This is a genomic window from Pseudarthrobacter sp. Pseusp20 (assembly GCF_059492155.1).
On sequence record NZ_CP168521.1, the window covers coordinates 2,330,550 to 2,348,492 of the forward strand.

Genomic DNA, 17,943 nt, shown 5'->3' on the forward strand with positions numbered 1-17,943 from the left:
TAGAACAAACAAGACCGGGAAAGAATGGAAGTGGCGGTTACGGCTTTGCGTGCGGGCAGCCAGTGTCAGGAAGGGTACCGTTTTGGTACCGTGAAGCGGTGGTTATGAATCTCCGTGTCCCTGAGGAGCCCGAGCGGCGGCTGGAGAAGTTGGCTGCCGGGGAATATGCGTCCCAGCCCGCGCTTCTGTTGCAGGGCGCAGGGTTGGTTCTGCAGCGCCGCGCGCGCCGGCGTGAAATCAGTGAGGGCCTTGGCTTTGTTATGAGTCATGACGCTGATTTGCTTAAGCGTCTAGAGGACGCGTGACGGCGTAGTTTGGTTTCAGGCTGGTTGTGGGCTCGCTGCTGGCACTACTGACTTGCCCGCCCAGGTTTACAGGCATCTGATGTCCCCGGTAGTGCTTCAGCAGCCCCGAATGGGGTGTGGACAATGTCCACACTTTCCGCGCCGGATCGGCTTGTACAGCCGTCAAACTGCTTCGGTTTCCGGGTGTTTCCGCGGGTTCCCGGTGTTTTCAAGGGCTTGAAGCCGGTTCGAGTCCCACCTCGGGCACAGGATACCCTCTCGTCAGGGGCTTTTTTGCTTTGATGTGTTGACAAAGCTTGCACTGGGGCGCCTCTGACGCTACTGGTGCGGGCTTTAGCCTGGCTGCCGCGGAGCCTATGCAGATGTGTGGGGTGGCGGGTTCAAGTCCCTGGCTGGTGGGCGCTCCGCCTGCTGAGCTGGGGTTATGTGGGTCCTCGTTCCGGTTCTGTTGGGTGGGCCGGTGTTTGCCTACACCTATCCATGTGCCGGGGGAAGGGGGACGACATGACTGCCAGGAAGTCGATCCAGAGCTTCTGCAAAGCGGGTTCGAGCGGGGCCGAGGTGGCCACGCGCTGGCATTTGTCCGGGCAAATGGCGTGTGAACAGCGTCCACACTTAAATCTTCTTTGTTTCGGGTCGGCAGACGTCGCGTCCAGTGACAAGCGGTCGGTGGAGTAAGGCCCCTGTCCTGCGGCAGTATTTGTCGTAGGGCTACGACGTCACTTTGACAAGAGTCGGCATCGCCCTTGAGGCAGCTTCCGAAATCATTGCACCGACGGATACGGCGGTCGTAGATGAAGGATGACCGGGACTTCGAGTTGCCCTGGGATGAAGGCGATCCGCTTAGCCCCGAGGACCGCGTGCAGTGGGACAGTCACCACCGGTGCGCCTACAACGTCGCCATCGACGCCCTGGGCACGAAAGGGTTCAAGGACCGTGACCATGCAGAGCGTGTGAGACGTAGACCTAAGTAGAAGAACCAGTTCCTACTTGGAAGTTTCGGAGCCCCTAGTTGGAAGTCTTCCAACTACGTTGGCATCCCCCTATCGCGGAAGTAGGCGAGTTCTCGAGGACTTCGGCGCGCCGTGCGGGCCATAACAAGGCAGGGGGATACTCCTGAGCTAGCACCACATCGAACTGGCCGCACCGGACGCCGAATCCAAACCTTCCATCCGCGCCCACTCGGCCCGGCAGACGGGCCGCCGCATGAATAGGGAAGCGCCGTAGTCGACTTCGCGTTCCTTGCGGTCCTGCTGGGTGGTCCCGCTCGTGTACTTCGTAATCACGGTTGCAGCGTCCAGAGTGGTGCAAAGTTTACCATTTTGGGACAACTTTTTCCCGGCCTTGACAATTATTTATATTTCCGTATGTGATCTGTGGGCGGTCCGAGGGACTCGGAAAGTCACGGGCAGGGCCCCACTATTCACTCCCTCGCGGCAAGTTCGAATAATCTCTCCGGACCAGAGTGAGCCGACGCTCACCAAACGGGCTTGCAGCCTGCGGAGGGCTGGAAGATAGGGTAGGGCGGCCTGTGGCCAACAGGTGCACAGGGGCGTAGGTTGAAGAGTACGGGAGCCTCCGCTTAGCGGGTTGCCCCAAGATGCAGGGATTGGCTGGGAGCCCTCCCCTAAGCGCCGCTATCTGTCGGCGATTTTGCTTCACCTCGTGTCCTTTTCAGGAGACAACCATGTTCAAGCGCATTCTGGCGATTCTCGCCGCCGTCTTTACGGCAATCCTCCTCTTCGGTGGTCCAGCCCAGGCAGCACCGCCAAACGGCAACCCGCACTTCATCAAGAACGCGACCAGCGCATCCGTATCGGGCTCCAGCCTTGTCGTTTCCTTCAAGGAGACCGGCCTGCCTTCCGGTGCTTCCGAGTTCGTTACCGCCTCAGCCGACTTCAGCGGCACGTACCAGTGCATCAATAAGGCCGGGCACAACCCGTCTGACATCAAGAAGACGGTCACCGATGTCCCTGTGTACGCGTCCGGGACATTTACGGCAGACAAGAACGGCAACATCGTCGGTTCGTTGACGTTGACCCCTGCTGCTGCTGACACCGTCCTGGACTGTCCCTCAGGCCAGACGGCAACCCTCACGGCGTGGTCGTACACCAATGTCGCCGTCACTGACGAGACCAGTGGAGCCACCCTGGCCATCCCAGGCACCTTCAGTGGAGGAACCCGCGTAGTCCGCTAACGCCAACAGGATAAGGCTAATTCGAGAAGGCTCGGCGGGCGTGAACTGGTCCCCGAAAGTTGGACTTGCTTATGGGTCAGGTACTCACTTTAGCGGGCCAGTGGTCGGCACTCCGCGGAAGGCTCCGTCCCAATTGGGACGGAGCCTTCCGTGTGTCATTGTCAACAGCCCTTTGTCGGAAGGAACGCTGACAGACATCAGCGTGTGCTATTCAGATGGCCTTGAAATTTTGGCGGCTCGCCAGTACAGCCAAATGGAAGTTCCAAAGAGGACCACGTTTATCGCAATGGACAGCCAGAAAAGGAGTGTTGCAGGACGGCCCTCCACCAGGACGGTAGCCGCGGTGGTAGCAGTCCAAAACAAAGCCATAACCGCTATGACCACGGCTTCGCCTTTGGTCGGCTGTTTTTTCCTTCGGGGGCTCATGCCCAGAGCCTAACCGCCCGGTCAATAGAGATGGGCGCTGGAATGCGCAGAGCCAAGGGGTATCTGGGCTTTGAAACAGCCCCTAAAAAGCTGACTGGGCAACCAAAACCTAAGCCGCAAGGGTGTGAGCACGATATTGCACGGGACTCAGACCGTCGGCTTCATTGAGATCACTTCGGTGTTGTACCAACGGATGTAGTCGTGCAGCGCTGATGCGAGTGCGTCGGTGTTGAGGAAGCGGACACGACCAGGCGCAGGTCCCCGGCCGGCGGCAGTGGCCACAGCCACAGTGCACCATTGGCGGACATGTCGTCCTCGCCGCCGTTGCCGCTCCTGGGTCGGTATTCGAAGACTGGCCCGTCCGGTTCTTGGTCCAGTGATTTTGGCTCGTACATTGCAAGCGATGAGCTGCTGGCCTTCGTGCCGTCCGGGAACTGAACTCCGAACAGAAGTACGGATTCGGCAGAGAGGCCGCCATCGCGCACCTGGGGCGCCGGGCGGTGGAAGACGGCGTTGAGCTCCGCCCACTTCCGATCTTCCTGGTCAGTACGGCGCAGCATCCACGTCACGTCAAAGGTGCACCCGGTGGAGGAGGCCTTCGCGGCCTCGATTGCCAGTACGAAGGTGGGGGATTGGTAGACAAACCGCCCCACAGGAACGATTGCCGGCAATTCGTACCGGGGAGGCGCGACCCAAGGGGGCGGAGTGAACTGCGGCACTCTTGGGCGGGGAGGCGGCGAAGGGATCGAGTAATCCTGGAAGAAAGTCACGGGCATCCTTGGTCCGCTGGCTGCGACCGACCCGCGGAACGACGGCAGCGCCGACTTTGGATCCCCCAATCCGTCCTTACCCGGCCCAGTCTAGCCACAGCATCCTCAAGGAGCCCCGCCAGGTGGTGAGGCCTACGCATGATTCCCGGTGAACCCGCCCTGTCGCGACCGAGCAGGATCACCGCCAAAGACCCCATCCGGAGGAAAGCCCGATGACCAAGAACGCAAACATCGCTGCACTGGCTGCCCTGGCCGTCCTGAGCCTGACCGGTTGCGCCCAGGGCGCCGCGGACGCAAGTATTCCGAGTCCCTCGGCGGCCAAGCCCGTGGTGATCAGCTCGGCCCAGGAACATAGCCTGCGCGGCGAACTGCGCGCCATCGACCCGGCCCTTGATACGCCACGGGTGCTGCCCAACGCGATGATGGTGTGTAAGATGATGGCCCGCGGCATGCCGGAGCGGGCCCAGCGGGAGCAGGTTGAGCGCGTCTTCTTCCGTGAAGGCAACCCTGCCGTCGCCGTCCCTGAGGGGTCTGCGGACCGAATCATAGGGGTTATCAAAACCACCGGTTTCTGCAAGGCCTGAGACGCCCCTCCGCCTGCGCCATCCTGTCGTAGCCCGGGAGGAGCATGGAGCTATGACGGCTCCAACGGTGGAGGCGGCTATCCATGAACTTATGGATCTCGCCTGGAATCTTGTCTACGACCTGCTCGATCAGCGGGGCCTGCTCGGGGACGGGTTGTTCGTCGAGGAGTACACCGGGATCCATTCCTGGGTTGAAGGCCTCACCCGGTACACCGTGGTCCACTCCACGGACGGTCGCTGTCCTGTTCGTGGACACCCGGCCGGTGGACGCCATTGCCTTCCAGCACGACCTGGTGGGCGCAGACGATCCGAAGTGCTTCTTCAACGTTCCGGCCTAAAGCAGACCCCCCCCAGAACCATGCGCGGTGGGGAAGCCAACCCGAACGACTCGCTATCAGTGCTGCTCAGCCGATCGGATGGCCCTCCCTGCAGGTGCTTTCGCCGGGCAAGATGTCATGGCCTTGGAGGCAGGTCACGGCAGGGGGTACAGGGGTGTCGTGGGTGATGAAGAAGAGACTGCTCTTGCCGTGGCTGACGGCGGCGCCTTCCCGCTGGAGCCAGGAAAGCCTGTTTTCATCCGGCTTTTTCTCCGTGCCGTCAGTCCGAGTGGAGTGATGAAATGGGTTTTTGACCACGGAAACCGCGACCTTTCCAAGATGCGCCGCTCTGCAGAATTGCAGCATTCAGACGCCACCTTTTAAGCCTGGACCGGAGGGGACGGGTGGGTTAGGCAGTGCTTTTCTCAGTGACCCGGTGTGCAGATGCGGTCCAGGGCTTCGTTGAGTGAGGTTTCGATCCGGTCGTTCAGGTAGTAGCGCTTGTCCTGGGTTGAGGGGTCCTCGAGCTCGGTGGGCATCGGTGGTGTTGTAACTGTCATGGCGGCCTGGTATACCCCGTCTCCGCTGCTGACCGCGACGGTCTGGTAGTCCAAGAACGTGCCCCGGCCCTCGTGCCGCGAGTCTTTCGAGCATCCGTCTGCATGCTCCCACACGCCGAGCCCGTACGGGCTAAAACCGGGGCTGGTCTTCATTTCCCGCACGGAGGACGCTGAGAAGGCCCGTCCCTGGAAGATTCCGGCCATGAGGAGGTTCAGGTCGTCCATGGTCGATACAGCGCCGGCTGCCGGGTTGCCGACCGTGAAGGTGTTGTCTGTGATGTCTACCCTCTCACCGTGCAGGGTCACGTAGCCATGCAAAAGCCCGTTCTCGTTGAGATCGACATGATCCAGGCTGGTGTTCTTCAAGCCGAGAGGGTCAAAGACCTGCTCCCGCATGATTTGGACGAAGGGCTTGTGCCGCAGCGTCTGGACCAGGAGGCCGAGTGCGAAATAGTTGGTGTTTGAGTACTTGAATGACCCGACATCGGCAGCGGGCCAAGGGAGGGTCCCTGCCAGTTGCAGGCCCTGCTCCATCGTGAGTGTTTGGGCCAGCCCAGAGCGGAAGTCAACATCCTTTGGCAGTGCATCGTTGACTTCGGGCATTCCGGACGTATGGCTGAGCAGCTGCCTCACGGTGATCGGCGCCGGCGGCTTGAGCGAAGACGTGAATCCAGGGATGACGTCATTGACGGGATCGTCAAGGCCGATGAGGTTGTCGTCCACGAGCTTCAGCACGGCCACGGCCGTCATCGTCTTGGTGACACTGGCAACTTGAGCACGGTCCGTAGGCTGCGCCGGGGTCTTGGTCTCAAGGTCCCGCACGCCATACGCCCTGGACCACTCGCCCTCGGGCCAGCGGATCTGAACGACGACGGCTACCGCGCCCTCGTCCAGGAACAGCTGGACCTGATTTTCCAGCGAAGCGAAAGGACTCGGTGAGCTTGACGACGGTGCAGGCTCATCGATGGAATAGGTACAGCCAGTAACAAGGAGCACGACTGCGAGTCCCGCCCGCTTCCAAACGCGATTATTCCTACTCATTGCCGCATCCGCTCGGGACGATATGACAGATTCGGGGCCGCCCGCGGCATCCGGCCAGACTTTCAGCGGCACCGTCGCCCCAAACCCTTTAACACCCTTTCGGGGCTGCAAAGTCGGTCGAGGGGCTCGCTGAGGGCTGACTCGGTCGGGTCACGGCCAGGACTGCAGCGTGCTTGTCTAATCAGGAACTGGACCCCATCTATTGCCCGGGCGGTCTTGGGCCGACAGGTGCCCCGACCATTTGGCGCTCGGGTCATACTTCCCGCACTTAGTACAGCGGCGGCGGAACCCGCCATCTGAGTCAGTTTCTGCGAGCCAGTGGTGCCCAATATTGAGCCTGCACAGCAAGGCCTGGATCATGACCGCTCCCTTCCAGGAATGTGTTGCCCAGCCCACTTTCCATTATGTTCCTGAAACCGCTGTATGGATCCTTGATAAGGCCATCACGAACCAGCAGAGGTTTCAGGAGGATCGTGACCTGGCCCCAGCATCCCGGGAACCGTCTTCCACCACGACCTCCTGGGCGCCGACGACCCACAAAGCTTCTTCGCCGTTCTTGGCTGAGCTTTCCTCCTGCTGGTCCTTAACGGCAGGAAGCACCAGCACTTGTTGGTTTCGCCGTGGCGGGGCGAGGGCCATCATTGGATTGCCGGAGTGGCTGCTGCAGCGATGGGAGAAGGCCATGCTCAAGGCACTGCTATGCAAGCTCAATATCAACCACAAATGGCATGTCGAACACGCCGAAGACGGCAGCTTGTATAAGCGCTGTCTCCGCTGTGGAAAGGACGACGATGAGCGCCAGAGGGGAGGAGGGGAGTTCAGCGGCTGGGTAGGACCAGTCGGAGGAGGCGGGTTCGGCTAGGCCAACGGAAGCCGTTCCTCCAGCACCCGGGCCAGCTGCTGGAACCTCGACTCAGGGCCTCCCTGTTGGCGGGGCCTCGCGAGGGCGTCTGCTCCATCCCAGCGGCGTAGCTGGTCGGCGATGAACTTCCACGCTTCGACCGGCAGATCCAGGGTCAGCTCCTCGTCCTCAGGTGGCCACCCGGAAGTACCCTGGGGCGATTTGGAGTCATTGCGCACCGCCTCCCAGCCAGCTTCCCGGAGTACAAAGCCATACGATGCGATGGGAAGTTCGCCACCCTGTGCCGCGATGGCCACCGTGTTGTCGATGGTCGCGTCGATAAAGGTCCAATCCCGGACCGACAGGGCTATCTCCACGTCGCTGCTCCTGTCTATAGCTTGGCGTGTTTGCTGCTTGCACCGCGTCGCGGCCGGCCTTGCCGCCACCCGGGAATGAAGTCGTTCAGCTGCTTCTCTTTGGTTGCGGTTAGTTTCCCGGCCCGGTAGTCGATTCGCTGGCTGTGCAGCCACACTCCGAGCGTGTGCTCCTCCTGGTTGTCGGTCTTCTAGTGCCGCGGCCAGTCGTTGCCGGCAGTCAGCCATGCGGCAACCTCGGCCAGTCTCTGCGCCACGGGGCTGCGTCCACCTCCCGCTTGGTCGGCTTTTCCCGCCAGCCGGGGAAGGCCTTCAGGACGTCAGCGTAGATGGGGGAGAGAGTCCCGTCGGTTGCTTCGTTCCGGCAGCGTGCCAGCCACGTGGCCAATGCGCGTTCGCGGTCGGTGCGGCCTCTGGCCGGCCGACGGCCCTCGGTCGCATAGAGTGCCAGGACGTCGTCCGGGTTCCGTTGGCCGAGAGCCGTCACCCGCTGGGGCTTGGAGAGTGCCGAGCGGTCTTCAGCCCGTAGACCGGGATCCTTCCGGGCTGCGATCGCCAGGTGATACCTCACGGTCGTCTCTGCGGCGCCGACGACCGCGGCGATCTTGGGCGCCGGAATGCCGTTGCGGTACATCTGTACCCACTCCGGGTCCGGGGCGCTGCGCCTGGTCCGGCGCATCAGCTGGGTCGCGCCCTCACTCCAGTGAGCCCCCGCGGGGGCGCGCGGCCCGCTTCAGCTCGGCGATCCGCAGCCGCAGGAACACTATTGCCAGGAATAAGGCGTACACCGCCAGGACAGCCACGACGACCGTGAAGACGGCGTACAGGATGCCTAGGATTTCGAACGCTGGTGACAAAGTTGTCATCGCTACCCCCAAGTAGTTGTTGACCCAAGGCTACTCGGTGGGCAGCTCCGGCAGGAGACACGGGAAAGGGTGCGCCCCGTTTGAACTGGTCCCCGAATGTTGGACTGGTTAAGTAGGAGCTTAAGCTGAGATGGCCTGAGCACGGTATTGCACCGGGCTCAGGCCCTTGAGCTTTGTTGAGATTCTTTCGGTGTTGTACCAACGGATGTACTCGTGCAGGGCTGCCGTGAGTGCATCAGCGCTGAGGAACCGGACACGGTGGAATAGCTCTTCTTTGAGGTGTCCGAAGAAGTTCTCCATCACGGCGTTGTCATAGCAGTTGGCTTTGCGGGACATCGATTGGACGGCGCCGGGCTCTTCAGGAGAGCTCGCCAGGAAGCGTGCTGGTACTGGAAGCCTTGATCCGAATGCACCAGCGGCTGCTGGCCATGATCGAGGCGGCTGAGGGCCTCGCGCAGCGAACTGTTGGTGAGCTCCAGGTTCGGGGACGAGCTGATGGTGTGGGAAATGATTTGTCGGTCGAAGAGGTCCATGACCGGTGAGAGGTAGAGTTTCCGGTCACCGACCCGAAACTCGGTTACATCTGTCACCCACTTCCGGTTGGGGCCATCGGCCTCAAACTCCCGATTTAGCACGTTCGGGGCAACCTTTCCCTGGTCACCCTTGTAGGAGCTGTAACGCTTCTTTCGCCGGACTTTGCAGACGAGCCGCATCGCATGCATGAGTTTCAGCACTGTCTTCTTCGCGATCGTCCATCCTTGTTTGACCAGCTCAGCATGGATTCGCCTGTGCCCGTACCGGCTATGGTTCTTCTCGAAAATTTCCATAACTTTGGCCTTGAGTGCATCCCGGGGGTCGGGAGCTCGGAGGCGGGCTTGGTGGTAGAAGAATGTTGATCTGGCAAGACCCGTTATCTGAAGCAGTGCCGGGAGGGGAAAGTCAGCCTTGAGGGCGATGAGGGCCTGAACCTTCACCGTCGTTCCTGCGCCCTCAAGGCCCGCAATTTTCCCAGATAAGCCACTTCCGCCCGCAAACGTTCGTTCTCCCGTCGCAACCGTTCCAGTTCAGATGGCTCCACTGGTGGCGCGTCGGCGGGCTTCCTGGGTCTGCCTTTGGCCTTTGGGCGCAGCGCATCCGGTCCTTCCCGGCGGTATGCCCGAGCCCAGGTTTCGAGAAGTTTGGGCGATGATAAGCCGGTTTCTGAGGCGAGATCTTGAGCACTCTCGCCTGCGGCGAAGCGTTCGACCAATGCGAGCTTGAATTCAAACGAGTATGCGCGGTTTGTCGGCTTAGTCATCAACGCTCCCCGGCCATGGATCCTCCACCGCCGATAAAGACGATCCACCGGCGCGCGGGCCACACCCAGCAGGCCGGCCGTCGCCTTGTCCGCGATGCCCTTCTCAAACCACGCTACAGCGGCCTCGCGCTGAACCTCAGACAACGAACTAGATGGACGCATAAAACTGCTCCCCGGTAGTCGGAACTGAATTTCTCAGTCCAACTTCCGGGGAGCAGTTCAGTTCGCTGAGCGCACGCTTTTCGCTTCCCCTCGCAACCGGATACCCATCCGATTGAAACTATCATAAGCATGCTTAGTAATGCGTGCGCAAGCCCGATTGCGTATTCGTAGCGCTACCGTCAGCAGCTCGTCATCCTCATGCGGGCAGTCATCTAGGACAGGCGCTGGCTTGTGCCCCGGGCGACGGCGTCGACAAGCATCTCGTTGAGCGTGACCCATCTGGAGGACCAGCCGAGCCAGTAGAAGCTGCGGATCCACTCTTCACGAACAGGCGCTTTTCTGCGGGTCAATCCGTCCTCCAGATGCAGCCGGTACAGTTCCGCGTCGGTACCGACAGCCAGGCCCGTGTCGGGAAACAAGACCCAACCGAAGACCGAAGTTCGGTACCTCCGGTGGCCGTTGTAGGTTTCCAGGGGTAGGGGGTGGATGCCGCGGGCCTATGCGGTCTGGACGAATTCGACCAAGCGTCTCCTGAGTGCCTGCTGCCGGTCCGCCTCATCGGAATCGTGTGCCCGGGCACGGTGACGCTCCGCTGGCGGCCTGTCCCGCGAGATCGGCCGTCGACAGGGCTCTCTCGACGGCTATAGCGGACGGGAGTAGGGATCGTTCGAGGAATGCCTGACCTCGCCACACGAGCTGGGATCAGAACACACCTTCCAGAGCCGGACGCACCACACACCAAGACACGAAAAAGGCGCGCCCCGTTCGCTGGGCGCGCCCTTTCCGTGTAAAGCTGTCAGTGCTTGAAGGCGTCCTTGACCTTTTCGCCGGCCTGTTTCAGATCGCCCTTGGCTTGGTCTGCCTGGCCTTCGGTCCGGAGGCTTTCGTCGCCTGTTGCGGCGCCGGCCGTCTCTTTGGCCTTGCCGCCTGCCTTCTCGGCAGCGTTGTCAATCTTGTCGCCCAGTCCCATGGTGTTTCCTCCTCTGGTTCGGCAGCCGTTCGCATTCGGCTGTATCCATAGTAAGCAGGCTTAGGATCTGGTTGGCAAGTCTGCCGAGCAGGAGCCTCGGGCTTTGGAGCGCTGTCGGCCAGGCTACTTGGCTGCCGACATGCCCGGTTCCAGGGTGTACTGCTTGGGCAGCTTCAGGGACCGTTCGGCCATTACGTCGCGCAGCATGTTGGGGTAGTCGGTGATGACGCCGTCGACGCCGTCGTCCATGAGCTTGTGCATGGTCGGCTTGTTATCGACGGTCCAGGGGATGACCTGCATGCCCTTGGCGTGGGCGCGGGTCACCATGTCCGCGTTCACGTAGGGGACGTAGCCTGGGTCGGTGACGGTGCCGTTCTGGGGCGTGCCATGGACGGGGGAGATGGCGTCAAAGCCGAGGCTGCCGGCGGCGTCCACGAGGTCGCCGCCGAAGTCATCGGCGTCAATGCCGCCGAGCCAATGGCGACTTGCCTGGCTGGCCAGCCTGCAGGAAGTCCTTATTGGTCAGTGCCACGGTGCGGATGCCGGGCTGGCGCTCTTTCACCAAGCGCAGCGAGCCCGAGGGCATAGCGGAGGGGATCCATGAAAAGAGGGTGCTTTCGGTGAGACAACCTGCCGATCCTAGGGCATCCGGCGCCGGTAAGAAGCGTTGCTGATGATGCTCGCCTGCCCGGTCGGAAGACGTGCCCCGAGACAGCTGCCAGGGACGGCAGTGGCCCCTGGCGCGGACGGTCAGGGGCCACTGGGTGGGGACGGGCTGGGGTACTGGTCGATGGGGGAGACCGTGGTGCGTCGGGTTCGGCTCGTGTACGTGTTGGCCGCCTTCTGGGCAGGGCCGGCTCGGCTCGACCAGGAGATGGCGCCGTAGCCGCCCATGTTGTAGGTCTTGTGTTGACCGCGTCGATGTCCTCCCTGCATTCCCTGATGGTTTCCTTCAACTGCTCGATCTTCTTCTTGGTCTGCAGCTTCAGGCGGGGCACCACCCGGCCGATTTCTCAGACGTCGTAGTCCAGGGTCGTCCGGGTCATAGCAGCCCTTGGTTTCGCCCTGGGAGTTGCCCCACGATTGCTCCAGCTTTTCGCCGTTGGCGTCCATGAGGAAGTAGTCGTAGCCGTGGTAGGCGGGCGGGCCCGGGTAGTCGGTGCGGGGGTCCCGGTCGGAGGGGGACCACCGGCCCTTCTTGAAATCCCGATTCTTCAGCGCCTCCTCGCGAGCGACTGGCGCGTCCGTTGTCCTACTACCGACCTAGGATTTCCAAATGACCTTTCGCGCTGCCGTTATGGGCGACTTCCATTGACTTGGATACCGTCCTTCAACGTAGGGATGGAAGGGATTGGGCCGGCGGCGGTTTGGGGGGCGGCACCCCTGTCTCATGGGATGCCTTAATGCCGCCGGCCCTGTCACCTTCCAGGGCACTGCCCCCAACGACGGTGTCCTGGCCTCCACGGTAGAACCCGTTCCTAAACGGCAGCCCATCTTGAGCGCAATGTTCGCTCAAGACCGCCGCAGCCCTTGCACCTCTAGGCGTACATGTGTGGAGGAGACCGAACCGGTCCGCCCGCAAGAGGCTGATGCCAATGGCGTTGGGGCATGTGCGCGCAGGGAGCTGGCCTCGTGGCCGAACCCATCCGGAAGTGGCTGGTGGCCGGAAGTTCATAACACCCGTGTTCGTGGGGGGGGGCGGCGGTTAATACGGGGTGGTGCAGTCTTGTCCTTTTATTTCGACGTGGACAGTGTTCCGTGGTCGGAATAGCCTTAAATTGTCCTGATTGCAGAAAGTGGAGAGGCGGGTGCCTGAAATGGGTGCGCAGGAAAATGCGGAACTGATCCGGCGCGGGTACGAGGCCTTCAACGCAGGGGATTTGACGACACTCACCGAAATCTTCGCAGAGGACGCTGTCTGGTATGCGGCCGGGAACAGCATGCTGTCCGGAACAAAAGAGGGTCGAGACGCGATTTTGGCGTATTTCGGAGAGCTCGGAACCCGCTCACAAGGGACCTTCCAAGCGGCGGTCCAGGACATTGTCGGCGGCGAAAACCACAGCATCGGCATCCAACAGACGCATGCCGAAAACAACGGTAAGACCCCGGACGCCGGAACCGTCATTGCATTCGTGCTTCGGGACGGCAAAGTCGTCGAGGGCCGGGAATACTTCGATGACACCGCAAAGGCAGACGAATTCTGGACCTAACACAACCTCGCGTCACAGCGGTCTGATCCCCGGCTGGTTGATCCCAAAGTCGTGGGAGGGGGCTCTTGAGCCTGCGTCGGCGGTTTAGGGGGCGCCTTGGGCTTCGAGCCGCCGTAGTCCCTGGCGCATGGAGCTTGCCACTGGAGCGCCCCGTGTTGCCACGATCAGGAATGTGGCTATGCGCCCGGCCATGCTCGTTGGGTGCCGGTTCCACGTGACGTGGATTCGCGAACCGCCAGTGGCAACGGGCGTGAGCCTGGCACTGACGTAGCTTCCCGGTGCGCAGAAGTTGCTTTCCCGCACTGTCCAGGTGACGGTGTCGGGGGTTGACCAGTCGTAGTGTTCCTTGGCCCAGATCGGGCCGCCGGGCGCCTTACTTCCCTCCCTAATGTCCGCATATGTCTCTCCCACTTCGTAGACCTCGTACATAAGCGGGTATATACCCGGCCAGATCCCGGGCCGCCGTAGGCTGAAGTCCAACAACGCTCCGCGGACTTTTTCCGGCGGCACGCGGGAGTCGATATCACATTCCACCTTGGGCATGTGTACTCCTCCTTGCTACTTCCAGTCTGTGCATTTTCAAGTGCAGGACAAGGGCCGTTTAGTGTCATCAGGAGAGAAAGGCGGGTCGATAATGATCGGCGTTGCGCTCAAGCTGAGAATTCAAAAAGCACCTGGTTAAGATTCCCGACGGGTCTCGCGCCGCGAGCTCTTCTCTCACAGAGGAATTGCTTGCGAATTGGGCGGTCCCGCATCTGCTTGAGGCTTGGCCGTGTGTGGGCTGCCTGTCTGGCCTCCGCACTCCGGATTCGTGCAGCGCCACCCCAGTTGTATCCGTGCCACCGGCGGGTCCAGCTGTCCCGCAACCGGGTTGGTCATTTCATACACCGGCTCGATAGCTGCCCTGCACCGATCGCAACGATAGCGGCTCATGGCACCACTGTAACCCGGTAGTAGCTTCGGTTGCCCTGCGAAGCTTTTAGGAGGCGCCTCTAGTCCAGCCCGTGCCCTCCTGCAGTCGTGGCCGAGGCGCATGTTGTTCTCATTCGTACCTGCGGGATCCGAGCCCTTGGATCCTTTACCCGGGGGGAGGCAGCCGGCTGCAGTGCGCGGCCTCCGCCCTCGTATGGTCCCTTCCCATCGTTTCGTCCCGTTCAACCTCCCCCCCGACATTGACCGAGACCCCTGCCCTGAGCTTGCTGCAGGACACGGGGTTGCCAATGGACAGAATCGTCATCGACCTGCGCTGAAGTGGGAGAGGATTTCCTCCCCGGCTCAAGCGGAGCCCGCGTCACAGGACACAGAAGCCATCTCTGTCGGGACTGGACCGGCTGACGCGAACGTTTGACAGCGAGAGATCAGTTCGAGCCGCTCCGGCCGGCACCCCGCCTCGGCTGTCGTCAGAATAGTGCGAAGTTGCGTTTAACTGACGGTGGTTCATGATGGTCTCAGATCCCACCCTGACAGTCGCAGGGGAAGAAATCGGGCCGGCGAGTCTGGAATCGTCGAATAGTCCAATGAATGTGGACTTCGTGGCGTCTGCGTGGATCAGTAGGTGGCTATTCCCCCTGTTGTAGCTGGGGCGGGCGTCCAAGAACAAGCAGGGGCTGCACAATCAGGCCAAGTCTTCCCTTGTCGAACGGTCTTGATGTCAAGGTTGGGTGTACCTCAAGCAGGCGGGCGAATGATCGGCACTCTGGTTCTTGAATACGCCTCCCGTCTGAACGAGGGGGTGAGAGCCACTAGTTCCAGACCTCCTTCCCTTTCACTGCCCGGCGTGTCAGGGCAACCCCCCGGATCCACCGTTGTTCGGACACTCCCGGGCTACCGTCTGAAGTGTGTGGTCAGTCCAGTGGGAGTGTGATGGTGAGGGCGGTGCCGTTGCCGGGGCTGGAGTCGATGGTGATGGTGCCGCCGGCCTCGTGGACGGCGATCGACATCAGGCGGAGCCCGTACCCGGGGGTGCGGCTGCCGGTGGCAGTGTTGTCGAATCCGTTGCCGTTGTCCGTGATGGCCAGGCGGATGCCGTGGTAGACGGCGCCCAGCCGGATAGTAATTTCAGATGCCTGCGCGTGCTTGAGGGCGTTGCTGAGTGTTTCCTGGGCGGCGTGATAAAGCAGTGCGGCGGACGCGGCCGTGATTTCGATGCCGTGGTGTGGTGTTTCCCACCGGACCATGGTTCCCTGTCGGCGCAGGGGCTGGGTTAACCGGTCAATGCAGCCGGCGACGCCCAGGACATGGAAGTCCAGGGGGTGCTGATCGGTGATGATCCCGCCGACGACGGAAACTGCATCCAAGGCTGGCGCTTGAGTCATTATCCATTCCTGCTTCCGTTTTGCATTTCCTGTGTCGCCAAGGGCGTTGGCCCGGCCGCCGTGACTTGTTGGTGTTAAAGATGCCCGATGAGCATCAAGAATTCCGGCGCTTTTCCTTAGCGGCGATACAGGGTTTGGACAGGATTGAACAATGCTTTCCACATGCTGCCCGGATGCGCCGCGGAATGTTTCTCACCGCCGGGCAGCGCGCCGCGGATCCGTTTCGTGCCTGGTAATGGCCCCGTCCTCGGTCCTGAGCCTGCAGTGCGCTGCGTAGCGTCTGTTTTGTCTCAAGGTTTCATCAGTTTCGTCTGAACCGCCGGATCCGGTGCGGTTTTGCCTTTACAGTGTGCAGATCCAAGGATGGGCGGGATCGCGAGGTGGCCAGTTCGCCGTGATGCGGCAGCGGAGTAGGAGGCGATAGTGGCTGGTGGATGCCAAGATCTTCCGCTTGTTGCCGCCGGTGTACTGGAGGAATTGAAAGCCGATCTTGCGCTCCCCGAGTTGTACAGGCGGTACCTGAGCCATTACTTGAAGATGTGGCCCCAACGCTGCGGGCGGCTGTCTTCGGCTGTGCGGGCGGAGGACGTTGAGGCGCTGCTGGACGCTGTGCTGAGCATCAAAACCTCGGCCGCGATGGTCGGTGCACTCCGGCTTGAGTGTCTGGCCCGGGGCATCGAGGCTGCCGCTCGTGACGGCCGCAGGGACAGGATGCAGCCGTGGCTGGAAGAACTGGAGCGTTGCGGTGCACTGACAATGGAGCAACTGCGCCGGGAGTATTGAGCCTCCGGCCTTCCTGATCAGGGGCATGAGTCAATAAGGTGAGAGATTAGAGAAGGTTTCCCCGCCGGTGTTTGTGTTGGCTTCTGCGTGACGGTTGCCGGAGGGCGGCCCCGTTTGAGCGCGTTTCGGGCTGGTTCGCCGACCGGGTGAGATCAGGCAACGGGCGGTATAGAGGCGGGGACGTGATCAACAACGGTGCGGGCGGACCATTGAGTGGGGGCTTGGCAAGGCTGCAGGCGCATCCGTTTTTTCACGAACTGTCGCCCCGCCGCCGCGTGGCGCTCAGCCAGCTGCCGCTCACGGGCACGATGATTGTGGTGCTGGCCATCGTGCTGATCTTTCACCCGGAACTGCTCTCCGTGCCCGTATTTATGGCCGGGCTGGTGCTTCATGCCGTGCTGATCTTCCTGGCTGTGGCAGCACCGTGGCATCGCTTTGCTGCTCCGGCCTCCCTGGCCATCCCCCTCCTTGATTTTGTAGCGATCGGACTGGTCCGGGACCCTGGGGTGCAAAGCATCCCCGCGCTGGGGGCGGTCGCCGTCCTGCCGGTGGTATGGCTGACAAGTTCACAGTCGTTCCCACGGTTTTGCCTGGCGATGAGTTTCATTGGCCTCTGCTGATGGTCTGGTGGCCATTGGTCCTTCAGGGCTCCGCTTCCGTGCAGGAGTACAGCGTGGTGGTGCTGCTGCCACTCCTAATGTTCGCGACAGGCTACGCGGTCCACACTCTTAGCGCGAGCAGGGACGATCAGCAACGCATCCTGCAGCAGGCCAAAGCCCGGCTTCAAGAAGCGTTGGAGAGCTCCGCCCGGCAGGAGCGGCTGCTGAACACCATCATCGACACCGTCGGCGTGGCTGTTCTAGTCATGGACTCCGAGGGGAAAATCATTCTTCGGAACCGGCAGCAGCACCGCAACCAGGCACTCCTGCGCCCTGACCCAGGATCGGGGACCGCCGCCGATGAACTGCGTCTGTACGGAGGTAATGGCAAGGAACTGCTCGCCCCCGAGATGTTCCCCGAGCGGCGGGCTGCCAGCGGCGAAGACTTTTCCGATTACCTGGTGCGGACCGGCGAGGACGGAAAACAGCGGGCATTTTCCACCTCCGGCAGGGCACTTCGGACCAACGGCCGTTTTGATGGGGCAGTGGTGACCTTCTCTGACGTCACCGCCCTGGTCGAAGCCCTTGCCGCGAAGGACGCGTTCCTGTCCAATGTCACCCATGAATTGCGCTCCCCGCTCACCTCGATCCTGGGATACACAGAGGTACTGGCCGGCAAAACGGATCTGCCCCCGGACGCCGGGAAGATGCTCAGAGTCGTCCAGCGCAACGGTAAACAATTGCAGAGGCTGGTTACCGATCTGCTGACGGCGGCATCGGGCTCCGTGGACGTCCGGCCCGAACCAGCGGACCTTGCCGACATCGTGGGCCTCAGCGTGGCGACAGCCGCCCCGCAGGCGGCCGCGGCGAGCGTCAGGCTGCTGAACGACTCTGAACCTGTCCTCCCGGCACCCCTGGACCCGGTACGGATAGGCCAGGCCGTGGATAACCTGGTGTCAAACGCCATCAAGTACTCCCCTCAAGGCGGAACGGTGACCGTCCGCGCATGGGGAACGGCTGAGTGCGTCTATTGTTCCGTGACGGACAACGGGCTAGGGATCCCCCAGGAGGACATGCCCCAGTTGTTCACCAAATTCTTCCGGTCCCGGACGGCACATCAATCGGGCATCCCAGGAATAGGGCTGGGTCTTGCCATCACAAAGGCCATCGTGGAAAACCACGGAGGACAGATCACCTGCACCAGTGCCCCCGGCCAAGGCTCAACGTTCACACTGATTCTGCCCCGTCCCGTTGCCTCAAGCTCCGCAGGGGAAAGATAACGGCCAAACCACCAACGATGGCTTACCACCGCCGGGTGGTAGGCTG

General features: G+C 61.6%; 20 protein-coding genes and 1 pseudogene. 8 read left to right on the plus strand and 13 right to left on the minus strand.

The genetic code is table 11. From position 1 onward, the window contains the following. Window positions 1-1,426: 1,426 nt before the first annotated feature. On the minus strand, window positions 1,427-1,591 hold the full coding sequence (locus tag ACEN9K_RS10730) for a hypothetical protein (protein WP_495634381.1): 165 nt from the start codon (window positions 1,589-1,591) through the stop codon (window positions 1,427-1,429). A 401-nt stretch (window positions 1,592-1,992) separates the two neighbouring features. Between ACEN9K_RS10730 and ACEN9K_RS10735 the strand changes: the two genes are divergently transcribed. Beyond that, window positions 1,993-2,502, plus strand: coding sequence for a hypothetical protein (locus tag ACEN9K_RS10735; protein WP_495634382.1), 510 nt, complete (start codon window positions 1,993-1,995; stop codon window positions 2,500-2,502). A gap of 596 nt (window positions 2,503-3,098) precedes the next feature. Here the strand turns inward: ACEN9K_RS10735 and ACEN9K_RS10740 are convergent. Next, complete coding sequence (locus ACEN9K_RS10740) at window positions 3,099-3,698, minus strand: hypothetical protein (protein ID WP_495634383.1); 600 nt, start codon at window positions 3,696-3,698, stop codon at window positions 3,099-3,101. 212 nt (window positions 3,699-3,910) lie between these two features. Here ACEN9K_RS10740 and ACEN9K_RS10745 point away from each other — a divergent pair, with 212 nt between their 5' ends. From ACEN9K_RS10745 to ACEN9K_RS10755, 3 genes are all read left to right on the plus strand, one after another. After that, window positions 3,911-4,282 (plus strand): hypothetical protein, encoded by a 372-nt coding sequence (locus ACEN9K_RS10745; RefSeq protein ID WP_495634384.1) that lies wholly within the window; start codon window positions 3,911-3,913, stop codon window positions 4,280-4,282. Window positions 4,283-4,473: 191 nt separating this feature from the next. Next, a complete protein-coding gene (locus ACEN9K_RS10750) occupies window positions 4,474-4,620 on the plus strand; it encodes a hypothetical protein (protein WP_495634385.1) in 147 nt (48 codons plus the stop codon). A 159-nt stretch (window positions 4,621-4,779) separates the two neighbouring features. Next, on the plus strand, window positions 4,780-4,983 hold the full coding sequence (locus tag ACEN9K_RS10755) for a hypothetical protein (protein ID WP_495634386.1): 204 nt from the start codon (window positions 4,780-4,782) through the stop codon (window positions 4,981-4,983). 41 nt (window positions 4,984-5,024) lie between these two features. Here ACEN9K_RS10755 and ACEN9K_RS10760 read toward each other — a convergent pair whose 3' ends face one another. From ACEN9K_RS10760 to ACEN9K_RS10800, 9 genes and pseudogenes are all read right to left on the minus strand, one after another. After that, window positions 5,025-6,155: a serine hydrolase domain-containing protein gene (locus ACEN9K_RS10760; protein WP_495634387.1), complete on the minus strand. Its 1,131-nt coding sequence runs from the start codon at window positions 6,153-6,155 to the stop codon at window positions 5,025-5,027. 903 nt (window positions 6,156-7,058) lie between these two features. Then, window positions 7,059-7,418, minus strand: coding sequence for a hypothetical protein (locus ACEN9K_RS10765; RefSeq protein ID WP_495634388.1), 360 nt, complete (start codon window positions 7,416-7,418; stop codon window positions 7,059-7,061). Window positions 7,419-7,432: 14 nt separating this feature from the next. Continuing rightward, entirely contained in the window at window positions 7,433-7,573 is a 141-nt protein-coding gene (locus ACEN9K_RS10770) for a hypothetical protein (protein WP_495634389.1), read from the minus strand. A gap of 62 nt (window positions 7,574-7,635) precedes the next feature. Beyond that, on the minus strand, window positions 7,636-8,094 hold the full coding sequence (locus tag ACEN9K_RS10775) for a hypothetical protein (RefSeq protein ID WP_495634390.1): 459 nt from the start codon (window positions 8,092-8,094) through the stop codon (window positions 7,636-7,638). A 16-nt stretch (window positions 8,095-8,110) separates the two neighbouring features. Continuing rightward, window positions 8,111-8,281 carry a hypothetical protein gene (locus tag ACEN9K_RS10780; RefSeq protein WP_495634391.1) on the minus strand — a complete coding sequence of 57 codons (171 nt, stop codon included), beginning with the start codon at window positions 8,279-8,281 and terminating at the stop codon, window positions 8,111-8,113. 120 nt (window positions 8,282-8,401) lie between these two features. After that, window positions 8,402-9,685: pseudogene (locus ACEN9K_RS10785) on the minus strand (IS3 family transposase). Between the two features lie 267 nt (window positions 9,686-9,952). After that, a complete protein-coding gene (locus tag ACEN9K_RS10790) occupies window positions 9,953-10,159 on the minus strand; it encodes a hypothetical protein (RefSeq protein WP_495634392.1) in 207 nt (68 codons plus the stop codon). A 377-nt stretch (window positions 10,160-10,536) separates the two neighbouring features. Next, window positions 10,537-10,710 carry a CsbD family protein gene (locus tag ACEN9K_RS10795; RefSeq protein WP_134164429.1) on the minus strand — a complete coding sequence of 58 codons (174 nt, stop codon included), beginning with the start codon at window positions 10,708-10,710 and terminating at the stop codon, window positions 10,537-10,539. Window positions 10,711-10,833: 123 nt separating this feature from the next. Then, window positions 10,834-11,145 (minus strand): glycerophosphodiester phosphodiesterase, encoded by a 312-nt coding sequence (locus tag ACEN9K_RS10800; RefSeq protein ID WP_495634393.1) that lies wholly within the window; start codon window positions 11,143-11,145, stop codon window positions 10,834-10,836. 1,382 nt (window positions 11,146-12,527) lie between these two features. Here ACEN9K_RS10800 and ACEN9K_RS10805 point away from each other — a divergent pair. Next, a complete protein-coding gene (locus tag ACEN9K_RS10805; RefSeq protein WP_495635699.1) occupies window positions 12,528-12,920 on the plus strand; it encodes a nuclear transport factor 2 family protein in 393 nt (130 codons plus the stop codon). 84 nt (window positions 12,921-13,004) lie between these two features. Here the strand turns inward: ACEN9K_RS10805 and ACEN9K_RS10810 are convergent, their stop codons facing one another. Both ACEN9K_RS10810 and ACEN9K_RS10815 read right to left on the minus strand, forming a co-directional pair. After that, a complete protein-coding gene (locus tag ACEN9K_RS10810) occupies window positions 13,005-13,463 on the minus strand; it encodes a hypothetical protein (RefSeq protein WP_495634394.1) in 459 nt (152 codons plus the stop codon). Window positions 13,464-14,764: 1,301 nt separating this feature from the next. Then, the gene (locus ACEN9K_RS10815) at window positions 14,765-15,235 is read right to left on the minus strand and encodes a sensor histidine kinase (protein ID WP_495634395.1); all 471 of its coding nucleotides are present in this window, start codon (window positions 15,233-15,235) and stop codon (window positions 14,765-14,767) included. A 423-nt stretch (window positions 15,236-15,658) separates the two neighbouring features. Here ACEN9K_RS10815 and ACEN9K_RS10820 point away from each other — a divergent pair, with 423 nt between their 5' ends. From ACEN9K_RS10820 to ACEN9K_RS10830, 3 genes are all read left to right on the plus strand, one after another. Further along, window positions 15,659-16,018, plus strand: a complete 360-nt coding sequence (locus tag ACEN9K_RS10820) for an Hpt domain-containing protein (protein WP_495634396.1) — start codon at window positions 15,659-15,661, stop codon at window positions 16,016-16,018. 182 nt (window positions 16,019-16,200) lie between these two features. Further along, window positions 16,201-16,638, plus strand: a complete 438-nt coding sequence (locus tag ACEN9K_RS10825; protein ID WP_495634397.1) for a hypothetical protein — start codon at window positions 16,201-16,203, stop codon at window positions 16,636-16,638. Further along, a complete protein-coding gene (locus ACEN9K_RS10830; protein ID WP_495634398.1) occupies window positions 16,638-17,897 on the plus strand; it encodes a sensor histidine kinase in 1,260 nt (419 codons plus the stop codon). The genes ACEN9K_RS10825 and ACEN9K_RS10830 overlap by 1 nt, the downstream gene beginning before the upstream one ends. Window positions 17,898-17,943 lie beyond the last annotated feature (46 nt).

Coding starts and splice junctions, on each gene's coding strand:
- ACEN9K_RS10745 (WP_495634384.1), top strand. CDS start 3,911: ATGACCAAGAACGCAAACATCGCTGCACTGGCTGCCCTGGCCGTCCTG.
- ACEN9K_RS10735 (WP_495634382.1), top strand. CDS start 1,993: ATGTTCAAGCGCATTCTGGCGATTCTCGCCGCCGTCTTTACGGCAATC.
- ACEN9K_RS10795 (WP_134164429.1), bottom strand. CDS start 10,710: ATGGGACTGGGCGACAAGATTGACAACGCTGCCGAGAAGGCAGGCGGC.
- ACEN9K_RS10810 (WP_495634394.1), bottom strand. CDS start 13,463: ATGCCCAAGGTGGAATGTGATATCGACTCCCGCGTGCCGCCGGAAAAA.
- ACEN9K_RS10830 (WP_495634398.1), top strand. CDS start 16,638: ATGGTCTGGTGGCCATTGGTCCTTCAGGGCTCCGCTTCCGTGCAGGAG.
- ACEN9K_RS10775 (WP_495634390.1), bottom strand. CDS start 8,094: ATGCGCCGGACCAGGCGCAGCGCCCCGGACCCGGAGTGGGTACAGATG.
- ACEN9K_RS10815 (WP_495634395.1), bottom strand. CDS start 15,235: ATGACTCAAGCGCCAGCCTTGGATGCAGTTTCCGTCGTCGGCGGGATC.
- ACEN9K_RS10805 (WP_495635699.1), top strand. CDS start 12,528: ATGGGTGCGCAGGAAAATGCGGAACTGATCCGGCGCGGGTACGAGGCC.
- ACEN9K_RS10780 (WP_495634391.1), bottom strand. CDS start 8,281: ATGACAACTTTGTCACCAGCGTTCGAAATCCTAGGCATCCTGTACGCC.